Annotated in this window: 18 protein-coding genes and 1 pseudogene; 10 read left to right on the plus strand and 9 right to left on the minus strand. The window is 46.3% G+C overall.

Translation table 11 applies throughout. From position 1 onward, the window contains the following. Window positions 1–91 precede the first annotated feature (91 nt). The 3 genes from rpoC (at window position 92) to EL645_RS28170 (ending at window position 4,895) form a co-directional block, all read left to right on the plus strand. Window positions 92–2,890, plus strand: a complete 2,799-nt coding sequence (gene rpoC / locus EL645_RS28160; RefSeq protein WP_281276480.1) for a DNA-directed RNA polymerase subunit beta' — start codon at window positions 92–94, stop codon at window positions 2,888–2,890. 632 nt (window positions 2,891–3,522) lie between these two features. Further along, window positions 3,523–4,419 carry a hypothetical protein gene (locus tag EL645_RS28165; RefSeq protein ID WP_126554820.1) on the plus strand — a complete coding sequence of 299 codons (897 nt, stop codon included), beginning with the start codon at window positions 3,523–3,525 and terminating at the stop codon, window positions 4,417–4,419. Between the two features lie 50 nt (window positions 4,420–4,469). Next, complete coding sequence (locus EL645_RS28170; protein ID WP_126554822.1) at window positions 4,470–4,895, plus strand: hypothetical protein; 426 nt, start codon at window positions 4,470–4,472, stop codon at window positions 4,893–4,895. Between the two features lie 894 nt (window positions 4,896–5,789). Here the strand turns inward: EL645_RS28170 and EL645_RS28175 are convergent. After that, window positions 5,790–6,167: a beta/gamma crystallin domain-containing protein gene (locus tag EL645_RS28175; RefSeq protein WP_126554824.1), complete on the minus strand. Its 378-nt coding sequence runs from the start codon at window positions 6,165–6,167 to the stop codon at window positions 5,790–5,792. 540 nt (window positions 6,168–6,707) lie between these two features. On the opposite strand from EL645_RS28175, the gene EL645_RS28180 reads away from it, so the two are divergent. The 3 genes from EL645_RS28180 to fxsT all read left to right on the plus strand — a co-directional run bounded on the left by EL645_RS28180 (window position 6,708) and on the right by fxsT (window position 10,681). Continuing rightward, window positions 6,708–7,232, plus strand: a complete 525-nt coding sequence (locus EL645_RS28180) for a helix-turn-helix domain-containing protein (RefSeq protein WP_126554826.1) — start codon at window positions 6,708–6,710, stop codon at window positions 7,230–7,232. After that, complete coding sequence (locus EL645_RS28185) at window positions 7,229–7,852, plus strand: transposase (RefSeq protein ID WP_126554828.1); 624 nt, start codon at window positions 7,229–7,231, stop codon at window positions 7,850–7,852. Before EL645_RS28180 ends, EL645_RS28185 begins: the two co-directional genes overlap by 4 nt. Window positions 7,853–7,981: 129 nt before the next feature. Next, complete coding sequence (gene fxsT, locus EL645_RS28190) at window positions 7,982–10,681, plus strand: FxSxx-COOH system tetratricopeptide repeat protein (protein WP_126554830.1); 2,700 nt, start codon at window positions 7,982–7,984, stop codon at window positions 10,679–10,681. A gap of 195 nt (window positions 10,682–10,876) precedes the next feature. Here the strand turns inward: fxsT and EL645_RS28200 are convergent. The 8 genes and pseudogenes from EL645_RS28200 to EL645_RS28235 form a co-directional block, all read right to left on the minus strand. Further along, window positions 10,877–12,069 (minus strand): annotated as a pseudogene (locus EL645_RS28200) (Wadjet anti-phage system protein JetD domain-containing protein). Continuing rightward, window positions 12,053–15,418, minus strand: a complete 3,366-nt coding sequence (locus EL645_RS28205; RefSeq protein WP_126554836.1) for an ATP-binding protein — start codon at window positions 15,416–15,418, stop codon at window positions 12,053–12,055. The pseudogene EL645_RS28200 and the gene EL645_RS28205 overlap by 17 nt, the downstream one beginning before the upstream one ends. Continuing rightward, a complete protein-coding gene (locus EL645_RS28210) occupies window positions 15,384–15,989 on the minus strand; it encodes a DUF4194 domain-containing protein (RefSeq protein ID WP_126554838.1) in 606 nt (201 codons plus the stop codon). The genes EL645_RS28205 and EL645_RS28210 overlap by 35 nt, the downstream gene beginning before the upstream one ends. Continuing rightward, a complete protein-coding gene (locus tag EL645_RS28215) occupies window positions 15,979–17,451 on the minus strand; it encodes a DUF3375 domain-containing protein (protein ID WP_126554840.1) in 1,473 nt (490 codons plus the stop codon). The genes EL645_RS28210 and EL645_RS28215 overlap by 11 nt, the downstream gene beginning before the upstream one ends. Window positions 17,452–17,814: 363 nt before the next feature. Then, window positions 17,815–18,138, minus strand: a complete 324-nt coding sequence (locus EL645_RS44625) for a ClpX C4-type zinc finger protein (RefSeq protein ID WP_126554842.1) — start codon at window positions 18,136–18,138, stop codon at window positions 17,815–17,817. Between the two features lie 579 nt (window positions 18,139–18,717). After that, window positions 18,718–19,551 carry a PHP domain-containing protein gene (locus tag EL645_RS28225; protein WP_246035606.1) on the minus strand — a complete coding sequence of 278 codons (834 nt, stop codon included), beginning with the start codon at window positions 19,549–19,551 and terminating at the stop codon, window positions 18,718–18,720. A gap of 76 nt (window positions 19,552–19,627) precedes the next feature. Then, window positions 19,628–20,284, minus strand: coding sequence for a hypothetical protein (locus EL645_RS28230; RefSeq protein ID WP_126554844.1), 657 nt, complete (start codon window positions 20,282–20,284; stop codon window positions 19,628–19,630). Between the two features lie 305 nt (window positions 20,285–20,589). Continuing rightward, a complete protein-coding gene (locus EL645_RS28235) occupies window positions 20,590–21,048 on the minus strand; it encodes a hypothetical protein (protein ID WP_126554846.1) in 459 nt (152 codons plus the stop codon). 370 nt (window positions 21,049–21,418) lie between these two features. On the opposite strand from EL645_RS28235, the gene EL645_RS28240 reads away from it, so the two are divergent. The 4 genes from EL645_RS28240 (at window position 21,419) to EL645_RS28250 (ending at window position 23,919) form a co-directional block, all read left to right on the plus strand. After that, window positions 21,419–21,625, plus strand: coding sequence for a hypothetical protein (locus EL645_RS28240; protein WP_126554848.1), 207 nt, complete (start codon window positions 21,419–21,421; stop codon window positions 21,623–21,625). Window positions 21,626–22,287: 662 nt separating this feature from the next. Further along, window positions 22,288–22,533, plus strand: coding sequence for a hypothetical protein (locus EL645_RS28245; protein WP_126554850.1), 246 nt, complete (start codon window positions 22,288–22,290; stop codon window positions 22,531–22,533). A 15-nt stretch (window positions 22,534–22,548) separates the two neighbouring features. After that, a complete protein-coding gene (locus tag EL645_RS44630; protein WP_281276429.1) occupies window positions 22,549–22,677 on the plus strand; it encodes a hypothetical protein in 129 nt (42 codons plus the stop codon). A gap of 69 nt (window positions 22,678–22,746) precedes the next feature. Further along, the gene (locus EL645_RS28250) at window positions 22,747–23,919 is read left to right on the plus strand and encodes a methyltransferase domain-containing protein (protein ID WP_126554852.1); all 1,173 of its coding nucleotides are present in this window, start codon (window positions 22,747–22,749) and stop codon (window positions 23,917–23,919) included. Window positions 23,920–24,215: the final 296 nt, after the last annotated feature.

Genomic DNA, 24,215 nt, shown 5'->3' on the forward strand with positions numbered 1-24,215 from the left:
TTGTGTTTATATCCTCAGTCTACCGCCTTCTTGGGGGTCGGTCAATTCTTCACCGGCTCGAGTATACACCGTCCTTAATATCGATGCTTTCCTGGCTTCTGGCCAACATCCTGATTGGATGATCACCTCTATCATCCCTGTCCTTCCACCGGAACTCAGGCCGCTTCTTGTTTTAGATGGAGGCCGCATTGCCTCTTCTGATTTGAACGAACTGTACTATCGTATTCTTTACCGCAACAATCGTTTGAAGCGCTTTCTCGAACAGGGAGCACCGGAAATCATTTTGAATAATGAGCGCCGTCTGCTCCAAGAAGCATGCCATGCGCTCTTTGATAATGCCCATAAAAAGAAAAAGACGACCGATTCTCGCAGACGGCCACTGAAGAGTTTGACAGATGTATTACAGGGGAAACAAGGAAGATTTCGCCGGAACTTGTTAGGCAAACGTGTAGATTATTCGGGCCGCTCAGTAATTGTAGCAGGACCACAACTCCTACTCCATGAGTGTGGCTTGCCAAAAGAGATGGCATGCGAACTCTTTAAACCATTTCTCATTGGAAAATTACTTGATCATCAATATGCTCCTAGTCCGAGAGCCGCAAAACGCATGGTGGAGCGACGGTATGAACAGATTTGGGATGTGTTAGATGAGGTGTTCTTCGAACGCGTTGTGCTCCTGAACCGCGCACCGACCTTGCATCGTTTAAGTATTCAAGCCTTCCAACCAAAACTCATTGAAGGCAAAGCCATTCAACTTCATCCGCTTGTGTGCTCAGCATTTAATGCGGACTTCGATGGAGACCAGATGGCAGTACACGTTCCGCTTTCTCAAAGAGCACAGGAGGAAGCCCGCCGTCTGCTGCTCTCGACGCACAACTTACGTCATCCCGCATCAGGGGAGCCGTCGATCTCTCCAAGCCAGGAGATCGTCCTTGGTTGCTTCTATCTCACAGAGAACCGCCCAAGTGATAAAAAGGCTGGACGAGTGTTCGCTGATAGTAACGAGGCTCTGCTTGCACACGCGGCAGGTCATATAGATCTGCATACGCACATTATCGTACGCATCGGTGATGTATCAGTATACACAACACCCCCTCCTATGGAACCCGAACAACCCACACGCGGACGCGTTGAGACAACTGTGGGGCGATTGATATTCAATCAAATTCTTCCTAAGCAATTCGGCTACCGCAATTATCCCTTCAATAAAGAAGCCCTCAAGGCTCTCGTTGCAGAATGTCTCTCAATGTGCGGGGAAGAGACAACCGTTCATCTCCTCGACGAAATGAAACGGATCGGCTATCAGTATGCAACCAAGAGCGGAATAAGCTTCGCTATGAGCGATATGAAAATCCCCCCAGAACGAGAAGACCTGATCGCTCTGGGTCGCAAACAAGTAGAAGAGATAGATACACGCTATCATGCAGGAGAAGTCACCTATGATGAATGGTATCATCACGTCATCGAAATCTGGACCCAGATTACGGAAGAGATTAGCGGAAAACTGAAAGATGTCCTTGATCCATTTGGAACAATGATGACCATTGTGAAATCTGGAGCAACGAAGGCAAAGTTTCAGCAAATACGCCAGCTCAGCGGCATTCGCGGCCTTATGGCAAGCCCTTCTGGTAAGATCCTCCCAATACCGATCCTCTCGAACTACCTGCTTGGATTACTCGTCTGGGAAATTTTTATTGCAGCGTCTGGCGCTCGAAAGGGGTTTATGGACAGAAGTCTCAATACGGCAATGTCTGGCTACCTGACACGCCGCCTGGTGGAAGCCGGTATGGAAGTTATCGTGACCCAAGAAGATTGTCAGACAATGGAAAGCCTTCTCATCACGAATGAAGAGTGTCGTCGTATTGGCCTACCAAATATGCGTAGTAGAATCATTGGACGAGTCCTGGCAGAGCGCGCAGGAAATATTGCGGCTGGCACGCTCCTTGATGAAAAGCTAGTCGATATGCTCCTTGCCAATAGCATCGAGCATGTATGTGTTCGTTCTCCTCTCTATTGCCAGGCACCATATGGAATATGTAGAAGTTGTTACGGGTCCGATCTTGCCACAGGCAAACACATCAGAAAAGGTGCAGCCGTGGGGGTCCTGGCAGGCCAGGCTATCGGTGAACCTGGTACGCAACTCACGATGCGAACCTTTCATTCAGGTGGCATTGCCAACAATGCATCTGACATTACGTTAGGATTGCCTCGGGTGGATGATCTCTTTGAAGTTCATGTCCCTGCTCAAGCCGCTCCTATGGCAGAGAGAAGTGGCACAGTGAAAACCATCCAGACAGATATAAAGACAGGAGAATATCAGATTCACTTCGCATCTGCATGCAGCGAGGAACACGAAGAATGGGTCTACAAACTTCCGCGTAGACGGAAAATTACGGTGAAGGAAGGGCAACGGGTAGAGATAGGCACTCCCCTCATCGAAGGCCCGTTGAATCCTCACGAAATCTTACACCTTCTTGGACAAGACATGACACAACGATATTTGATTCAAGAGATACAAAAAGTCTATAGAAGCACTGGCGCTGTAGTGCATGATAAACACGTAGAGGTTATTGTTCGGCAAATGCTTCGCTACGTTCTTGTGTCCGATGCTGGTGACACAGATCTACTCCCAGGTTCGATTATCGACCGCTTTACCTTTCAACAGTGTGTTGCTGCTGTTCTTGCACAGGGAGGCAACCCAGCGAGAGCGCAACCACAGCTCCTCGGATTGACAAATACCGTCTTGCATACAGCAAGCTGGATCGCTGCTGCATCCTTCCAAGATATGAGTCGTGTCCTTTCCCGTGCAGCAATCCAGCACCAGCAGGATAATTTGATCGGCCTGAAAGAAAGCCTCGTCGTCGGAAAAAAACTTCCCGGCATGATCTAAAAGGAGGTATAACACTCTCAGATCAGAGGTTGGAAAGCTAGTGAAGGTTATCTCCTCGTTCAATCGTCGATTACATTTACTGCAATGTTGTATACTTTATTACACTATGATGTCCTTTACGCTTTATTGTAATTGTGGACTTTAAAATGATATAAGATAGTCTAAATACCAAGAAAAGCCCAATAGCAAAAAGGAGGTATTTCAAGGTATCTAGCAAAATGACACTACTATCTTATATAAGTCTCTATAGCTATTTGAAAGGAGTGATATATGCATCAAGACAGAAAGCATTTGCAGACACGTCTAATTATTGCAGGAACTGTTGGGTTCTTCATTGCCATATTGGTGACAGTCCGGATATGGATTCCAACTCTGTCACTCCTTGGTCAACTTTTCCAATTCTCACCTCTGGTACGTGCAGCGATTCTCGTCAAACTCCTGTCCCCGCTTCTCAGCTTCTTGCTCACAGGAGGGTGGATTTGGGTTCTCCTCGCGCTTGGAGAGAGATTCCTATCATGGCGAGGAAAGGAGGAAAGCACAAACCGAATGAGGCCCTCTCAGGGTACGATCCCTCAAGAGCCTCGATACAAACTTGAAAGATCGGTGACGCCGCAGAAAAGCGAACATGAAGGATGGGAAACAAAAAGACAGATTGCAGCCCCCCACTCTTCCAACTTGATCCAACAAATCCCTGGCAACAGTCCAATCTTCCGATCACACCTCTACCTATGACAAATCCTGACTGGTCTCCGCCTAACGGATCTCCCAAGGCTGAACACGCGGAAGAGAAGGTGGAGACCAATGGAGAGGAGAATACACCGGTTACGCAAGCCGAGCAGATCATGCAATCACAAGTCTTTGATGTCCCACCACAACAGGAAGAGAAGAAAAAAACAACGGAGTCAGAGGGATCGCAGAAATTTTTCCCCTTACAAAAATCAAGAGAACTCTCTGAGACACCAAAACCAGTAACGTTGACACTACTGAAACAGATACGCTGTTGGGTACGGGCCGATGACGGGACTAGTGTGGAAGTAAAATTACGTGGAGGTGAGAACGCCATCCGTCTTATTCAGCTTGCCTACATCGCATGGCGGCAGGGAAATTCGGTCGACCGAGACAAAATGTTGACCTATGTGATTGCACGTGGGAAAAGGCGAGATATGAATACTGACCAACTGGGAGAAGTCTTCGACGCAGCCAAGAGGTATCTTCGTCAGGATTTAGATCGTGCAATAAAGGATTTGGAAAAGAATGACCATCATGTCGCTGATGACGTCGATTTCTTCAGTAACGAGCCAGGTTTCTACTGGCTTCACTCCTCTTGTAGAGTGATTGACCTGGAAAAGATCGAAGAACAGTATAACGTGATCAAGATTGCACGTAAAGAGGGAGTTCTGGACGAAAAGCTCAATGGCACTATTCCTAACTGGGTCGTAGAAGCATGCCAGAATCTCATCGATGCGTATCCAGGAGACTTCCTCCAATCACTCATAGAAAAGTTCCCGAGGAATTTGGCCCCTGGGTAAAAGAACCAATCACGCTCTATCGGGACAGATACCTGGATGCAGTACTGATCATGGCGAACTATGAGAGTGCACTTGGTAAAAACTTTCTTGATGAAGATCTCTCCATTGAACAGAATGAGGAACAGCGCAGACACCATATTGCGAAAGCGGCACAGCTTTTCTATGACTATGCCATGTACGCATTAAACACTCGATGGGACCAGAAATTGAAGTTCGCCTATAGAGCTGGTAAAGATGGTGAACGGGTGGTCAGAGCAGCTCGTGCCATTCGTCGTTGTGTCGTCGAACTGGGCAAACTCGGCAATCCAGATATGATTGATCAAGTCTATCTAGCTTTTAAAGAGCGCATGTCAACGCTCAGCGAAGGTACCTGGAAACCGGATAAGGACACCGAAAGCGACGTAGCCGAAGCCAAAAGAACAACGAGTGCGTACCGCTTCTCGTCTCAGATTCCGTCTCATCAAGATGGAAAATAAATATAATTTGTTCAAGAAACAGTCATATTTCTGAGCCTGAAGAAGCTGTATCAGCAGAAAATCTGTAACCTGATTGGACTGGATTAAGTTCATTTCATATCCCTGTTCAAAAGCCATCTTGGAGGTTCGTCTTGCCATTTGTGGCACTTTGTTTTTAGCATTTCGTCTATCTCTGCATATCAAGAGTTCTAATGTGGGTGGAATTCAGATATGAAATGCCAGCGCCGACACACATGTGAGCCGATCCTGGCGCGTTTTGACTCAATGACTTAGGGAGTGTAGCGGACTTCTCATCTGCTATCAAGGCTGCTGCGTCTTACCTTGACACCAGATGAGAAGCCTGCTCAGATAAATGATAAGCCATTGAAGCAGAAAATAACCATTTCTTTCCTTGTTCAAAAAGCGCGCATTTGAGCTCGACACTGGCTCACATGTGCGTCGGCGCTAATACATGCAAAGCTCTGTTTCGTACTTCACAAGTACAGAGTGCCACATGTCACCGAAAGGTACTTGAAGCGTTTTTTTTCTTTTGGGATGGGTATTGTTCAGTTTAAAAAGTACAATTGTAGTAAGCTATTGGGTCTGAAGATACTAATACTTTTTTGGATATCTTTTCCTGGTGGGTGCGTATACCTCTCATTTCATCCGACGGTTTTCTTCATCCAAGGCCGTTTGATGCCTACTGAAAAGTATGCTTCTTCTCTATGTTCAGCTAACTCTTTGTGCCTTTGATGAATAGAGTAGGTGAAATCTCGGGCCTAACAAGATAAAGACCGCGCCAGGTGGACTCCCCGGGCAAGAGTCATACCTGACACAGCCGTACAGATCAAGCACTTCTCGTTATTGACACCTATCACGGTACATGTATAGTGCGAACCTGAGTTTCCTCACTCATTAATTTATGGTGATGCCTACCATTGTATAACACCCAGAAACAGAATACCATTGGAATCGCGTTGAGAAGTAATAAGCCCGTATGCCACTTATTGTATCGCAGAGAATATGGCCTGTATTATTCCCCGAGTAAATTTCATAGACATTGTAGAGAATATTGCCCCCTTCATAAGTGCCAGCATTTGCAAAGCACACTTCCTGCTGATTCCCATCATAGTCGTGACCATAAACGCCAGTAAAACCTTGCGGATTATTATAGCAATTGGCCATGTCAATGGAAGGTGTAATTGTATGCGCAGAAGCTGTTCCAACACCTATATATGAAAACATGGAAACAAGCAGAGCTATACTTATCATAAGCGAGATAAAACGTTTCATTGCTAATGTTCTCCTTTAACAAATTGCTGTACCTTCGCAGATACATTCAATACAAAAAATGCGACGATGCTTTTATGCGGGATGTGATACCCATTGTAAATTCAGCACGCTAACTCGCTGTACCCTTTAGGCGTGTGTTACACCCGAATAGGCAGGTTTGTGTAGCTCACGTGACCCTTGTATTGGCAGCAAAGTGCCATCATTCATGAACTCCTTTTCTTTCTTCCTCAATGGGGTGAGTATAGTGATTAGGAATTGAACAAATATCCGAGCTCCGCCCGAAGCCTTTAAATTGCCTAGGAACTTTGCCGAGGGGCCGAACTTGCCTCAACTCCGGAAGGAAGCCCATTACTGCAAGTAACCCGATCATTACCCTCTACATAATCATGCAATGATCCTATATTCTCCCGCAGCAACTTGGGATTGACGCGATCACCTTGTCTTGATAGTACCCAGTTTTCCTCCTTCTCGGGAAGGTCATTAGGTAGCGTCTAGTGCATTCTCAAGAGAGGTGATCCGGGATGTGGTATACTCAATCTCATGAGACCACGCATTTTTGTTCGAGACCTTTCCGAAAACGAACGAACGGCATTGACTGCCGGATTACGTTCAGCCGACGCGTTTGTGCTTCGTCGCAGCCAGATCTTGCTCGCCTCGGCTCGTGGGGAAACGCCCCCCAGCATCGCGAAAGCGCTCTCCTGCGACGAACAAACCGTTCGCCATGCCATCCACGCCTTCAACCAACAGGGACGAGAAGCGCTACAAGCTGGATCGAGCCGTCCCCATCACCTGCTGACCGTTCTGCGCGAAGACGTAACCACCGAGATGTTCAAAGCGGTGTTGCATCGCCCGCCTCGCGATTTCGGCTTCGAGACCAGCCTGTGGACACTCGACTTGCTCGTCAAGCAATGTGTGCGTTTCGGCTGGATGACCCGCTCCGTCTCCATCGAGACGATGCGCCAAACGCTCTTGCGTCTAGGCATCAACTGGAAGCGGGCGAAACACTGGATCACCAGCCCCGATCCGTTGTACCAGGAAAAAAAACCGCTCGCGACCGACTCTTGATCTGGGCCTCCCAAACGCAGCAGGCGGCCATCTGGGCCATCGGCTTTCTCGATGAGGTGTGGTGGAGTCGCTTTGCGTTGCCCTCAGCTCATGCCTGGCAAACGACCGATGCTCCCGTTCATTTGAGAGAACAGAGTTGGCAGAAGGCCGATCCGGATGCGAAAGCGCTGGCATGTTATGGGGTTCTGTGGCAACGAGGGCCAGCAGATGCTCCCATGCGGGATCAGATGTCGCTGCGCTTTGTAGATGGGCGTCCTGTGAGTGACATCACGACGCAGTTTCTGGCGTGGTGCTGCACCGAACTGGAGCGTCAGGGGAAAACGGCCTGGCTGCTCATCTGGGATAATGCTTCCTGGCATTCCAGTAAGATCGTGCGCGCCTGGATTCGGGATCACAATCAGCAGGTCAAGTTGACAGGCAAGGGCGTGCGCATTCTTCCGTTGTTTCTGCCCAAACAGAGTCCATGGCTCAATCCCATTGAACCCAAGTGGGTGCATGGCAAGCGTGCTGTCGTTGAACCCAATGGGCTCCTCACAGCCTCGCAGTTGGCCGAGCGGATTTGTGCCTATTATCGTTGTTCGTATGAAGCTCATTTATCTATCCAGGACATGGTCTCTTGAGAATGCACTAGGTAGCGTCTAGGTAGCGTTTATACAACAGCTAAGGCACTTCGCATTTTTTTATATTGTATAATCTCTTTAAAGAATAATTTGCTTCAGAATCATTAAATAAAACATGGGAGTAGAGATATGGACGTATCTCATTCTACGGATACGGTGAATCGGATACGACAAGAACGTATTCTGCACAACTGGCGTCAAAAAGATCTTGCTGATGAACTGGGAACTACCGTTGGTACGGTGAAACGGTGGGAACGGGGAAACCAACAACCCAGCGCGTACTTTCGCATCAAACTGTGTGCCCTCTTTGGCAAAAGCGCAGAAGAACTCGGATTGGTCGCCGTGGACAACCCATCGGCGCTACCGTCCGCTGATCAAGATGTATCAGACGTGAAGCAGACGTGTTCTTCACCTGAAGAGGGGAACGGTGTATGGAATGTGCCCTATACGCGTAATCCGCATTTTACCGGGCGTGAGGATCTCTTGGATCACCTTGATCAACGCCTCTCAGCAGAAAGACCTGAGGAACCTGGCAGCATGATGTGTCAGGTCGAGTTGACCCAGCCGCAGGCCATCAAGGGCCTAGGTGGCATTGGGAAGACCCAGATTGCGGTGGAATATGCCTACCGTGCCCGCAAACAGAATCGCTACACCCATATACTCTGGATCAACGCATCTAGTGAAGAGGCCGTGATGACCAGTTTCGTGGGGCTGGTGCGACTGCTCCCCACATTTTCTGAGCAAGATGAAACTGATCAACACAAGCTCGCTATGGCAATTAAGCGCTGGCTGGAGGGCTATCGAACACGCTGGTTGCTGGTTTTTGATAATGCTGATGATCTGTCTGTAATCCAGCCTTACGTTCCCCAACAGGGTTATGGGAGTGTGCTCCTCACCACCCGTGCACATGCTGTTGGTTCATTTGCCGTACCGCTTGAAGTGGAAATGATGGGATTGATGGAAGGCACGCAGTTCTTGCTGCATCGTGCTCAACACCTGGATGCAAGCGACGAGGAGCAAAATGAGGCCAGCAATATTGTGATCGCCCTCGATGGCTTCCCTCTGGCTCTAGACCAAGCAGGAGCCTATATCGAAGAAACCGGATGTGGCTTTGGGGAGTACCTTCAGCTCTATGAGCAGCATCATGCCAAGCTACTAGCACGCCGAGGAAGGCAGGCTACGCACTATCCCGACTCGGTGGTCACCACCTGGGAACTCTCGTTTCAGAAGATTGAGCAGGCCTATCCGGCGGCAACTAAGCTCTTGCAACTATGTGCGTATCTTTCCCCCGATCATATTCCTGAAGAGTTGTTTACTAAGGCAGCGGAACACTGGCCCCCTATACTCCAACAGGCGGTGGCCGATCAGTTTACTTTCAATGAGCTTCTCGAAGCATTACTAGCATTTTCGCTGATCAAACGATTGACGCAAGAACATTTACTGAGTCTGCATCGGCTCGTGCAAGCGGTACAGCTGGATCGGATGAATATAGGTGAGCAACACAAATGGGCCGAACGAGTGGTCTGTGCCGTCAACACACTTTTTCCAAAAGATCCAAAAGACAATGTTGATACCTGGCCGCAATGTCTGCGTTATTTAGAGCAAGTACAGGCCTGCGACCAACTTATCCAAAAGTATAACTTATCATTTCCGGAGGCGGCAGATTTGCTTGATAGGGCAGGAACCTTTCTTCGTGACCACGCCTCGTATATCCTTGCCGAAACGCTGTATCAACGCGCACTCGCGATTCGCGAGCAGCAGTTCGAACCACACTACTCTGATATAGTGAGCAATTTAAACAATCTAGCTGTTCTTTATACTCAGCAGGGGAAATATGAGAGGGCAGAACCACTCTACAAGCAAGCAATCTCAATTTGTGAGAGGTACTTAGGAATCAATCACGCTGACGCAGCAAGAAGCCTAAATAACTTGGCGATTCTCTATTGGAACCAGGGGAAGTATGGACTGGCCGAACCATTGTATCAGCGAGCATTGACCATTCGGGAACAACTCTTGGGAGCTAATCATCCTCATACTGCCAAACTGCTGAATAATCTGGCGAACCTTTATCTGTTACAAGGAAAGTATGAGAAAGCAGAACCACTAATAAAACGAGCGATTTCTATTTGGGAGCACCACCTAGGAGCGGATCATCCTACTACGGCTATGGGACTGAATAATGTAACAGAACTCTATCGTTGCCAGGGAAAGTATAAAGAAGCTGAGCCATTGATAAAGCGAGCCATCGCTATCTGGGAACACCATTTAGGAGTGGATCACCCCGATACAGCACGTGGTATCACGAGCCTAGCAATTCTTTACCGGGAACAGGGAGAGCATGCTAAGGCGGAATCTTTATTTCTCCAGGGACTCACGATACGCAAAAAGCACCTGGGGGAAGAACACCTTGATACGATTGAAACACTTTATGAATTGGCAGAGCTCTACCGGGAACAGGGAAAGTATAGAGAAGCGGAACTACTGATAAAGCGAGTCATTGCGAACTGGGAACAGAACCTGGGTACTCACCATCTGGAAACCGCAAGAGGTATTACCAGCCTAGCGCTTCTTTATCAGGAGCAAGGCAAACATAGAGAGGCGGAGCCTTTATTTCTCCAAGCGTTAGCGATCCAGGAACAAACATTGACTGAGCACCATACAGACCTTGCCACCACATTGTTTGGGTTGGCTCGTCTCTATGAATGGCAACGGAATCTTAAAAAAGCGACTGACCTTTATCAACGAGCTCTTGCAATCCGTACACGGGTGTATGGCCCATATCATCCTAGGACGCTTGAAGTATCTGAAAGTCTACATGATTTGCGGTAGTATCTGACAATATTCACAATTGAGGTCCTCTCGATTGCCGCCTTTGATGATCCTTCGAGAGGAGGGAGCAGTTTTGCATCATCATCGGATGACCATTTTTTTCACTGCCACCCTATTGCTGAACACGGTTTGTGCGGAAGAGCCTGAAATAGAAAATAGCAATAAAGCTGTTCATGTTTAATGGAAGAGGAGAGGCTACTCAAGAGTAAAGTTATGGTTCAACAACACATCCTCGCAATTCAAACTCAGATATCTCTCTCTTATATATCTGATGGCATAGACATAACTAATGCGTTCCTGCTCTAGCCGAATATTTTCCTTCATGAGATAAATAAAGAGGTCGTGCTCCTCATCAGTGAGATGGGGTAAGCGTTGCACAGATAAAGGTGTACCCGTGACCCAAAACTCTGAAAATGTAGAGAGCGTTGCTTTGTCCATCATCATAGAAATTACACGAGGAAATGCTGCACGAAGCTGAGAGAGGATCTGAAAACCGTGAGCATCCAGGTCCCCCAGTAGAGGATAGGACAGGTAGCAAGCCAAGAAAGACTCGACAAATTATTGACCATAAAACCACTCCCAAAAATAGCGAAGGTCTGATGAAGTGCTGGCAATGTCAAAAACGTCATCTTGTTTTCAGTTACAATACACACCTGTTCCTGCAACTCAATCTGAGCGAGCTGCGAAATCGGGAGACTGATATCCGTGACAGGGAGAGCATATCGAGCCATGATCTGATTATCAAGAAACCGTATGCGAATAAGGGATTCATCTTCGCGCAGACCAAAACGCTGTTCAAATGTTGGTGCATCTAATCGTATTGAAGTCTCTGGAAGAAGAACCTTCAAGAGTTCCTGCACGATACCGACATGCTGCTCGATAAACTTTGTATGGACAGCAATGGGAAGTTCACGAATATACATATTTGGTCGTGGGTGCTCTAAAAAGTAGGCGCAAATCTTGAGTAAAGCAAGCCAATCAAGATGGTGATTAATGATACGTTGCGGGTGATGCATCAGCCACTCGTTAAGTTGCGGCATGTGTGTGCGAATCAATGCGACATCTTGCTGAAAGTGCTCAAACTCCTCCTCTTTCTCGATCAACCCGAGAAGATCTTGCGGAGTCTCAATGAGAATGCGAACCGGCAAATTCTGATTTCCATGCTGCTGCATACGCTTAAATTGCGACACGATAGTATAGCCATACCCACGCTGCTCTTTCGAATGACGATAGAGTGCCTCTACGGCACCACGGAACGCGACGAAATCTGCAGGCGGTGTACCAACGGGAAATGCATAGGGTACAAACGCCTCTTCCTTCAACCAGCTTTGTAAAAAGTGGAGATAGTATCGCTCCCCTTTTCGTCTTATCTCAATCGGCGTAATCACTAATCATCACTCCCATCTCTATCTCCCGTTTCTGCTGATAATACTGTTCAATTGAGAGGTTATACACCTTTGAGTCATTCTCTTCTTCCGTATTGACCACATAATGACACGCAGAGATGTAGGGCTCAATGACATGAATCTTATCAAGTGGAGTCACGACAAGCAGTTGCAACTCAAGCTGTTTAAAAAGTTCCATCGCATAGCGAGCATTCATTTCATCTGATTTACTAAATGCCTCATCAACGACCACAAATCGAAAGGTACGTTCATGTCCCTCTTCTTGATCAAGGCCATATTGATACGCTATTGCTGAAGCGAGAATAGTATATGCTAGCTTTGTCTTCTGCCCACCAGATTTCCCAGATGAGTCCGAATAGTAGTTCTTGCGCTTTCCATCTTCACGGTAAAGTTCTTCTGCGGAAAAGTCCAGCCAATTCCGGACATCCGTCACTTTTGTTGTCCACCGTTCTTCCTGCTGAAAGCGCTGGAGCAAAGCATGAATACGCTGAAAGCTTACCTCATTTGCTTCTGGAGTACGTTGCTGGGAAACATCAGGGAGACAGGCTCGCAATTCCATTTTAAAATCCCGCACCTGCTGATCATGAGTTCGCTCACAGCACAATTGAATATACGTTAATGGAGTGTAGTCAATTCTACCCAGAGAGCGGTTCAACTTCTCTATACTCTCTTCAATTTCTTTCTCTTGCTGCTCTAAGCCAGCTTTAAATGAGTTGATATCAATGATAACGTTGTCATTGAGGAGTTCTTTAAAACGTTTTGAGTGGCGGGGCAGATCTTCCCGTTTGATCTGTTCATAATATTGCTTATATTGGTCAATAGCTTCTAGAGAGGTATCAACTTCTTGCGCTATCTTTGCGCTCGTCCCTCTCAGTTCTTGCATACGAAGAACCATCTGTGGTCCTAAGGGATTCAAAGTGCCCTGCAGTGAATTGATACGTCGTGTATAGAACATGGTAAGAACACTTTCCTCTTTATCAACTGTCTCAAGAGTAAGTTCTTTGCTCCCATGCTCTTTTTCAAGATGGGCCAGTTGCGCGGCTCTTTCTGATCCCAGCTTCTTGTACGTTTTATGGCATTGTTCTTGTTGATTTGTATACGTCTCGATATCGTGCTGGAAGGTCGCAATCGAGCCATTAAGATGATTATAGTTTTCTTGACCACTACTAAGTTCTTCCTCGACGCCTTTTAGTTGTCGACGAAGCTCAGCCAGACTCGAATTCTTTTCCAGATCCTGTATTTGTGCTTGTAAAGCAAGCACAGCCTGCTCCTCTGTTCGCCAATCAATCGTAGTAAAGTGCTCAAATTCCAGGAATCGCTGTAAACCCTGTTGCTTTCCTTGGCCCTGTTTCTGATGTTTTTCCAGATTCGCAACGGCCGCTTGTAAACGGCTAAAGTCCTCCTTTTGCTTCGCAAGCTGCTTTTCCAGAACGACTAACTTCTCTTTATTATTCCATCCAAGTACATAAAAGGTACGATCTCCAAGTTGCTGGCGGTCATCCTTCTCATGCAAAACAGCGCTATGCTTGATTTGTCCCTTGACGGTCAATGCACGTCGTGCTTGCTGAAACTCTTCAAGTGTTTCGCAACAAAGATAATCATAGCGGTCAATAATCTCCGCAGCAAGCCAATCGCTAAAAGCCGTACCAGCTTTGATTTCGAGCTTATTATACAGCATATTATGATAGGGTAAATTGGTATTACGAGGTGTACGTTGGCCAACAGCAACACGGTGATAAACGAAACGTCTGCCCAGATGCGTTTTCTCAACAAAGCGACTTACCTGATGATACCACTGTTCTGGTACCAGCACCTGCAATGCAAAATGATGAAGCAGACGTTCAGTTGCTGCTTCCCAGAGTTGCTCATTCTCGCGGACGCGGAGAAGTTCACCAATAAATGGCAGTTCATCTTCTACAATGTGTAAATCGATCGCCAACTGGCGACGAATAGCGATATCCAAATTCGGGATTTGACTTTTACGCTCTCTGAGAGACGTGATTTCATCATAAAGAGACTCGCTTATTCCCTTTGTGGTTGTGAGCTGTTGCATAACAGTATCACGCTCATCTTTGAATTCCTCTAACTCTGCATTCATCTGATCGAGAAAAGATTTTGCTTGCTGAATTGTTGCATAAAACGTCGTTTTATCCCGATAGCCAGCTAATCCTAACGATTCTGCCAATGCATTATATCGATGAGTTTCTTTCTCCTTGCTCCTCTGTTCAGAAAGCCGATGATTGAGTTGTAAGTTAAGACGCGCAATTTGTTGCCCAATCTGATTATTGCTCAGAGCAACATGCAAATCTATCTCCTGTTGCTTCAAATCCTTGAGTCTCTCACTCACACCGCTCAACTGATCTTGGAGATCCTCTCGTTTTAGCTCTGCTGTGGCAAGAGCTCCTTCTAAAAGATTCAATTTGCTCTTAATGATATAAAAGGGCACCAAATCAATACAGCGCTGCGCTTCGCTAATACGGATCTGTAGTTCAACATATTTGTTCGCTTCATCGCATAGTGGACGAAGAATGTCCAACTGCTTCTGCGCCAGAAGAATGGCGTCATGTGAACGTGTTAAGTTCTCAAAGTTGGCATGCAATTGGGCAATACGATGCTGGATATCTGTCTTTTCTAGCATATGATCTCGAACGAAGGTGTTGAGACCCCCAATTTCCTTCATAGAGACGATCTGATTGAAGAGATCAAACGCCTTCTCTGAACGCACATTCATCAGATGACGGATTTGCCGACTATAGGCTGCGAATTCGTTGTATACTTCAGCACCAGATGCACGAAGTTGCTTACGCAATTCTGTTAGCGTCCCAGTCAAGCGAAAGTGTTCGACAATTGTCAAAGCCAGTGGCGCAACGACGAAAAATTTGGAGATGCCATCATCCTGAACACGTAAGACCTGAGCCAGAGTCACATCACGCCTAGACTGGTCATTATGAAAAACTGCAAGTAGAACAGAGTAGGATGTTTTATCCCGAAGATATTCGGGGCGAGCCTGGCTGCTCCCACTGTCTTTCTGCTTACTCCAGGCTCCCAGAATATAGGTTCTCTCATCACGCTCTCGATGTTTCTCGGTCCCAGATGCCTGATTATACGTGCGTCGATTATATGGCACAAGCAACGTAAGTAAGGCATCAACGAGCGTAGACTTTCCAGATGCGTTTGCTCCTGTGAGTAATGCAGTTCCACCACCAGGTGACATCTTCCACACTCGTTGATTGAACGTTCCCCAGTTATAGACTTCTAACTGCATTAAGCGAAATCCAGTCATAGATGTTCCAATATCAAGCATCTGTGGTTTCAGAGAGAGGGGTTCCATATCGCTGCAACTTCTCCTTTATTTCAAGTAACCGCTCTGCATTCACGCGTGCCTTCACAAGGCGTCGGATCTCAAAATATTCGCTGTCTGTCTGTGATGTTATACGTTTTAAGAAACCAAGCTCAATAACAGTTGAGATAGTCGCATCCATTTTTTTATACATAACCAGCTGATTGGAGCGTTCAGGCAAGAATGGGAATAGGAGGTCGTAGAGTTGTTTCCTAGTCAGGAGACAAGAGCCACTATCAAGGTTACTCGACTCGAATTGATCCAGTTGCTCACGTAATAAAACACATAGTAACGTCGTATGATAGTTCAAACGATCTCTGCGTGTCAGTCGAGGAAGCACATAGGAATGTCCATCATCGTCCTCAATGGTGGGCTGGTGCAGATAAGCAAATCCATCTTCTTCATGTAATTGAACTTCCAAGCCGATTTGGGCAAAGTATGCTTGTATCTGCTCGACATAATGAAGCAGAAGATTCCATGAATTTGGCTCATCGCTAAAGAGTGGCCCCTGAAGCAACTTGATAATCACAGGTGCATAAGCCACAACTGTATTACTTTTCATCGCTATTCCTTCGATAAAGAACTCTCGGAAGAACAACTACCTTCGGGGATTCAATTCCATCTGAAGATGAAAAAAGTGGAACAACATCTTTTTGTGTGCTATCAATCCTATGAGAGGTACTTTTTGCGGCGATAGAGCAATATGCCAGAAGTTCAGAAAGCCCCTTGTCTAAAGGGAACTGTTCAAGGAGGTGGGCAAGCGTCACTTCTGGACGAAGCGCTAATATGCTCTCGATTCGTTCGCATAATACGGCCTCATCGACATAAAATTGTGTGTGGAGGCGAATAAAATCAACCTCAGTCAGATCATCATCACCTGCTTCCGGTTGCATCTCAACCGGTATGGTCTCGCTCGGTTCCCATAAACCTCTTTCCATGATGAGTGAAACAAACGGAGGCCCTTCTAGTTCAAGAAATCCCTCCTCGTTTGACAGGGAATCCCCAATCTGGCGAGCCAGGAACTTAATCTCTGTGGTCAATTCACGAACACGACGACTCTCAGCACGTGCCTGCTCATCAAGAATACGGCGCAGTTGTTCAGCAAGCCGAGAGTTTGATTGCACTACTTGTTCACCGGCATTAATCAGGTAAGCTGGCAAGCGTCGAAGAATATCATCTGCACGAGCAACAGGCTGAAGCTCAGGAATATGACGGAGATTATCTAACAACGTATAGAATATATCTTGCTGAGAAGGGGCCATCAGAAAATCCCAAAAAGCATAGAAGCTCCTCCCCTGGTCGGAAAGCTTTAGCTCGGAATCAGCATCAAGGACATATTCGATGAGAGACCCCTTGCGAATGTCTGGCTGTAACTGCCTTTCCTGAATAGAATGGGCAATCTCACGGAAGCGGTCTTCAACGAGGTGAAAATCACGAAGAAGTTGACGCGCAAGTGCCGTCGCCTCAAAAAAACGCTCACGAACTTGCGTCGAGGTATATCGATCATCAACCTTCCCAGTAGCACGGATGTCTTCAATCTGACGTTGCAATTCATCACGTTGCTGCTCCAGTTGCGCGAGTCTTTCTTGAGGATCTTCCGTACTCTTGTGCACAATATCCTGAAGCATTTGCACCACCAGCAAAAAACGGGACTCAGTGCCGACAAAAGGCTGAGCATGCATCTCATCAAGCCACCCGATAGCACGTTCTGCATCAGCAGTCAATTCAACCGTCGGCTTCTCGCTCCTCCCGGGAACAGGCGCTATGATCCTAATAAATTGTTGATCTGCCCAATCACTTACATACGCTTGTGCAGAACGAGGATAACGACCTGGAGCGGTGAGATGTATTCTTTCTAACTCATCCTCTAGATGCTCCACGAATGCTGACCAATGCAGAGAAACATGAGGTTCTCGCTTAAATTCTTGATGAAAAAAGCGAAGAATAAGTGCGGCATTATCCGCTCTTAACAGTTTGATGGCCGGACTGTGTTGTAGATCAACTTCGAGGCGTTCATAATCCATCGTTTTGCCTTTTGATAGATGAAAAATAACCTATAACCATTTCCCCTTACAATTGGGTACTACACATTTCTATAAGAAACACTATGGCGATGACTAATGTTCCACAAAAACAACATGGACGGGATAGCTATCATTTACGAGGAGCAAAGCGTATGAAATGATATATATCTTTCCTATGCGTGAGATATCAGCAGTTTTCTAGCCTTGCACATGAAATCATTATGCATCGCCTATCCTCCACAAATGATACTCATAAGAATACTCATGATCTTTGAAACTTTACTTATCACCTTGCTCTGATCATTGTTGCGCTCTCTTCAATGCAACGAAACAAACGGGATAGCAAACTGGCAAAGTCTCTCTTTATGAATCTGCTTGCGGCTCAAATTGTATTCCACAATTGTAGCAATACTTATGGCTCATAGGAGCGTGTGTGCCACACGATGGACAGAGATGCGAAAGTTTCTCTTTTGGGTTGAATGACCCACCCATGTGTTCGAAATGCTCTCGATAGAGATCAACACATTCGTCACACACGTAGACTTTGCCTGGCCCTGCGGTTAGTCGGTTCACTTGATCTCTACGCTTTCCACAGAAAGAACAGCGTGTATCAGCACATATCTCCTGCTCCTGTCTAAGCCATATTTCCTTTAAGTCAATCAGCCCCTCTCTATTCCAATCATCCATCAGCTTTCACCTCTCATCACTTTTCATAATTAGGAATGCATCTATCCAATTGCAAAAGATTATACCATACTTCCAGGGATGCAAGTGCTATTTAAGAAGAAATACTGCTATGTACATCTCCATCCTGATTAACACAAGAAAATAAGCATAAAAAGAGAAGTTTGAAATAAACGTATTGAATATGCTGCTTTCGACGCAACCAAAAGGGATTTAATACGTTAAAATCTTTCGAAATATTTTTTCTGGTTTTGTATGTAAGTACATGGAAGAGATTGCGATCATATATCGGATTGATTAAATCTATACGCAATGTCCGTTTTATGGCTCATGGAAAAGAGAAGCACAATTGTACCGAGTCAGCACTTGCCGCGCTAGCTGATACTGCCTTGTTCTGAGAAAAGGACTGGTGTAGTTGGAAAAACAAACCATACATTATCATGTAGAAAGAATTTAGGTATGAAAAAACTGTCCGGGTAGATTTCACTACGTGGACAGTTTTTCTTATTATTGGTCTCGGATATTCACTGATGATGCCTGTTTTTCCGTACAGGCCCACCGTTTCGCGGCACATATTCTAGCTCATTGCACCTGGATGCCTACACGCTCAAGGAGGCGTCGACAGAGTTCGGCGCGATACTTGATCGGCATGCGACCAGGAGGGCCGTGTGAGTCTGAGCCAGCACTGATCAGCAAGTCGTGCTTCATTGCATACGCTAAATAGGTTTCCACTTGTTCTGGAGAATGTGTGGGATAGTAAACTTCAATGCCATCGAGAGGGATTTCTGCACGCACTTGATCGAGCAGTTCCGGTGTGTAATCGGTAAATTCCTGAGACTCTCGCAAACCACGGCCTGGATGCGCAATCAAGGCGACACCTCCACTCTGGTGTGCTGCCTCAACGGCCTGGCCTATATCCGCCTTCATTTCACAATATCCTGCATCGGTCAACAACGTCAAGGCGCTCGGCCAATCGGGGACCATACCCTGCTTGATCAACAATTTGCCACAGTCACCTGCCACACGCAGATCTTGAGGATGTGGAAATCGGTAGCCTCGGCTCTGTAACTCTTCATACACCCGCTCTGCGTTGTCTTTCTGGCGTTGTCGAACATCATCAGCAATGGTGCGAAGCGCCTGATCATGAGGGTCAAAACCAAAACAGAGGACATCAGCCATCTTTCCATGAAACTGGGCACTTATCTCTACAGCTGCGAGAACTGGCACCTGTTTTTGAACCCCCAGGTGTTGGATGCGTTCTACCGTATCCACGCGATCGTGATCTGTCACCGCGACCAGGCCAAAACGTTCTTGTGCGAGGTACTCAAAAAGTTGCTCTGCTGACCAGCGTCCATCACTATATGTGGTATGCATTTGCAAGTCGATTGGCGTAGTAGAGGATATCTGTAATTGCAAGTAAAACTCCTTTACGACATTTCTTAAAAAGAACAGACAACAGTGAATCCGTACGGTGATATCAGCGCTTTTGTTCTCACGTATGAAAAAGCAGATAGCCAAGGCGCCCAACTTCTGGATTATTTCGAAAGGGGGTGTCTTGAAGCTGCTTATAGAGCGTCTTGATGCGTTCCAAATTTACACGCGAGCGCATTGTACGGGCGAGAGGCAACGCTTCTTCTACCAGCATCGCTGCTTGCGAATACTCTTTCAGACCGAAGCAAGCCTGAGCTTGCAAGATCAAGTGGTACACAGAGCGCCTGCCGTTGAGTTGAGAAAAAGAAAGCAGCGTGAGTTCCTGCTGTGCCTCATCAGGATTCCCAAGAGCAATCAACGTTGCGGCTCGATCCAGATGATAACGTGCTAAGTCAACCTTGAGATAGGGCTTCTTTTCTCTTCCTACTTCAGTCCGTTCGACTCTAATAATACGACCAGCCTGATCAAGTTTTTTCAGAACAGCCGTACATTGCTGCTTTGAATCTGCTATCCTGGCCTCAGAGAGGGCTGTTTCGAGCAAAACAGCAGCCTGGAGCGGTGCAGAGACATTGTCCAGCTTCTGCTCGGCTGTATGGTAGTCATCCAAAGCCAGAGAAATCTCTCCTTTTTCCAGGTACAGCCCTCCGCGTCTATAGAGCACGTCGGCTTTGAGCTCATCATCATTCAGAAGTACATGAAGATCTTTTGTTTTATTCAAATGTTCAAGTGATTTGCTGAATTTCCCCCTGTCTCGTAAAAGATTGGCTGCATGAATGTGTAATTCGCACAGAGCGGTTACAACCTCTAAACGCTCAGAGGATGCTGTGGTAGGATAGCATTCATATAATCGCTTCAATGTCATATCAAGTGTATGAAATACATCCTGAGAGGCTCCATCATTCTGTATCCAAAAATCCGTCAGCCTGGCTCGAACCTCCTCAAGATCGATCCGGTCTGAAACGATCAGAGGCTTTGGTGCAGACGTACTTTGAGAAATTTTGCTTGACGGATGCGAGAGTGCGGCTAACCCCAGAAGAAGAGGGGAATGTCGAAAAGATGAGCAAGAAACCTTCTGCGTGGAATGTCATTCAAACCTGTATCCCTTAATTCCATATCTCTCATAGCAAGTTCTTGTTTGCCTAAGACCTGAGCTAAATCGCGTTGCGTCCAGGGCTTTCCATCTGCCTTGACTCTCATCTGGCGAAAATGTCGGATGACTTGCCCAGGACGCGGAAACCCGTCTGGACCAGCGTCAAATGCGGGAAATCCGAGCTTTACCCACCAGATCGAAATAACTGCGCCTGGGTTCTCTATTTCTGGCACCGTCGCTAATCCTAAGAGACTTGGCGGAATAGCAAACAATTCAGCGAGAAAACGCCGACGAATAATATCATTCAACCCACTATCTCGAAGCTCCATTTCTCTTATGGCTAACTCTTGTTTGCCTAAGACCTGGGCTAAATCGCGTTGTGTCCAGGGCATTCCATCTGCTTTGAGCCTGGTCTGGCGAAAATGCCGAATAACTTGTCCAGGACGCAGAAGCCCGTCTGGACCAGCGTCAAATGCACTAAGCCCTTGCTCTCTTCGTGATGGTTGGACAGCACACATACTTATTCGCCCCTTCATATGAAGTGGTTCCATATTCATTGCTGAAGATAGTATATGCGAACACGATTCTCTTAGCAAGAGACACCGATGGTTACACCATCGCACTATTCAAACCATATTTTCAACACATTATATTTCATGTATCCTATGTCATAGATAAGTATAGAAGCAAAAGGAGTGATGTAGGAGTGATAGAAATGATTCATGCCTCATTCTCTCATTCAAATCAGAAAGCAGGCCTAATATGAGCGAGGTCGCAAAGGTCAAATTGCAGATCGATTTAGAAGCAGAGGCAACGCAAAGAGCATTATATGACCCTGCCATCGTTGCAAATCATACATCCATTACGATCCGTATGGAACGCCTGGCAGATCACATATCTGCACTTGAACATGCGGGATTACATGAAATAGCCCATGATGTGTTGTGTCAGGATAGTTTGTGGAAATAGCATAGAGAAAACTAAGACGCCTGCGCAATCGCTTGATACGTCGTGGGCCGACTTGCTTCTAGAATGGGAACACTTTCACACAACCTGAGAATTGATCTTGTTTGTGGGCAAAAATAGGCAGAGCGAATAAGGGAGAAAACACAAATGCTGTGGAGGTATTCTTTTCAAGCCACCTTTGGCCCTATTTCTCCTAGAAAGGACACCATATGAGTACAGAATTGGCCAAGCCAAGCAAGCTGAGATTCTATTCAATGTGCGTAGCCATGAATATCACAAAGCAGGACTTGTACTTTAAGACACTGGTTAATCCTAACTTTATTGATTGCCTCTTTGCTGGGGTCGCCATACCTGAATCAATAACACAGAAACTTTTGGATGCTTTTAACCAGATAGCGCACACTCATTATTTGCTTTGTGATTTTACGTACACACACATAGCAGACCAGGATAAATAAGAAAAATGTATTGCTGCATGCTTTTCCCTTTCAACTTTTATATGCGCATACAGCACTCATCCCACATTAGACGAGACAGTAGGAACTTAAACTGCGACATCAGGCAGACGGTGATGACAAATATCTTAGTAGTACCAAAGGAGTATTAGCTGTGAGGCATATCCAAAACAATGACCTTGCTCAATAATTACGGAAAGGAGTCTTGGTATGGCACAATCTATAGAACAAATCGTTGTATCAGGTAGAGCGCTGGAATTACCAACAAATCTTTTTGGTCGGCGGCGTGGTGGTGGTGGAGGAAGCAGTGGCGGCCGAGGGGGAAATAGTGGCCATGGAGGAGGGGGAAACAAAGGGCGCGGTGGGGTGAAGGGGATGATGGAGGCGGCGAAAATGCTGGCTATAATCCTTGGGAAGATGACGATGAATATCTGGTTGATGATGCCGATGATATAGAGGAAGGTGAAGAGTTTGAAGAAGAAGGACCCATTAACGAAGACGATGGTGGACGACGCGGTGATCGTGGTCGCCCTACCGGATATCGCCATACGTATGGCTGGCATCACGGGAAGCGTGGCGACCATCGAAAAAACTAAGTAGTAAGCTGTGAATAGAGAGTAGAGAGGAAGAGATCATATACGTGCCTCTTCCTCTCTAGGGAGGCCATATATGATACCAGATAGATCCAATGAGGATTATTCTATAGAACAATATCGCACAAAGTTACAAAAAGAGTTGTCTAAATATAGCGTCAACCAAAATGTTCTTGAAGCATTTGCGCGTATACCCAGGCATGTATTTATTGATACTTTTTATCTGCCACGACCAGCCAAAGGACAGACGCCCCAATGGGTCCAGCTATCGCCACAGATGAATGAAACAGAATGGCTTGAGGCAGTTTATAGAGATGAGCCAGTAGTGACACAAATTGCTGCTGATGGTCATGCCTCTTCATCCTCATCCAAACCATCGGTCATGGCTGCCATGTTAGAAGAACTACATGTCCAACCTGGTCAAAAGGTGCTGGAAATCGGAACCGGGACAGGTTGGAATGCAGTTTTGCTCGCTGAACTTACCAGTGATCCTGCTCTGGTAACGACTATTGATATTGACGAGGATCTAGTGTACAGGGCCACTCAACGCATATGTGCAAGCGGCGGCGATGGCATGACAATACTCGTTGGCGATGGTCGTGAAGGCTACGCACCCAATGCTCCCTATGATCGCATCATTGCAACTGGGAGTTATCCATTTGTACCTTTCGCATGGATTGATCAGCTAGCACCTGGTGGCTTGTTAGTAGTCAATGTCAAAACGTGGTACGTAAGTATGATGCTCATCATCTGCCGGGATATGGACACGGGTGAGGTTTATGGAAAAATACTCGATAACCTCCAGGGTGAATTTATGCGCTTGCACGGAGGCGAAGGGGTGGATCATCGCCTGGATCGGTCATTGTATCCGCGAGAACCTATTTTCCCAATCATAGAAGAGACCTGGGACTATGAGTATTTCCATCCTGATCTTCTTACCAATGAACACTTCAAATTCTTTGTATGGCTCAGGTTTCCACAAATGTACGCCTATCGCATTGGGCGAAAAAATCAGTCAATAGCTTTTTATTATTTGCATGATTTGCAGAGTGGAAAACGCCTGCAATTTAACATGGTTGGCAAACCTGATATCCGTGGGGATAAAGACCTTTGGAACGATTTGCAGAACAGCATTGACCACTATCATGCCTTAAACTATCCAACATGTGAAGATTTCTGCCTCCATTTTACCGAGACAGAACAATACTTCGAATACATAGGAATTCGTTGGCCCATCGCTAAACGCTAGGTTTTTCCAATAGGAAACACATTCAAAATACTTGTTGTCCAGTCCCCGAAATTTTGATGTTTTCTAATCGTCGAGGAAGAAGGAATCAAAGGGTTTATGCTGTGTGCTTTCTGGAACTATTTCTGGGTGGTCCGAGGATGTTACATGATCTCTGGTTATATATTTTGGAGACGCCAGACCCTCTATTGGCGTTCCTGTGTCCATAGGAACATATTGATCAGGTTGGAGTGTCCTATTTATGGGTAGTTGATATGAAATCTCCGTCAAGCGCACCATTTTACGATTGAGGTAATAAG

It is taken from the genome of Dictyobacter kobayashii, assembly GCF_003967555.1.
Classification (GTDB): Bacteria; Chloroflexota; Ktedonobacteria; order Ktedonobacterales; family Ktedonobacteraceae; genus Dictyobacter; species Dictyobacter kobayashii.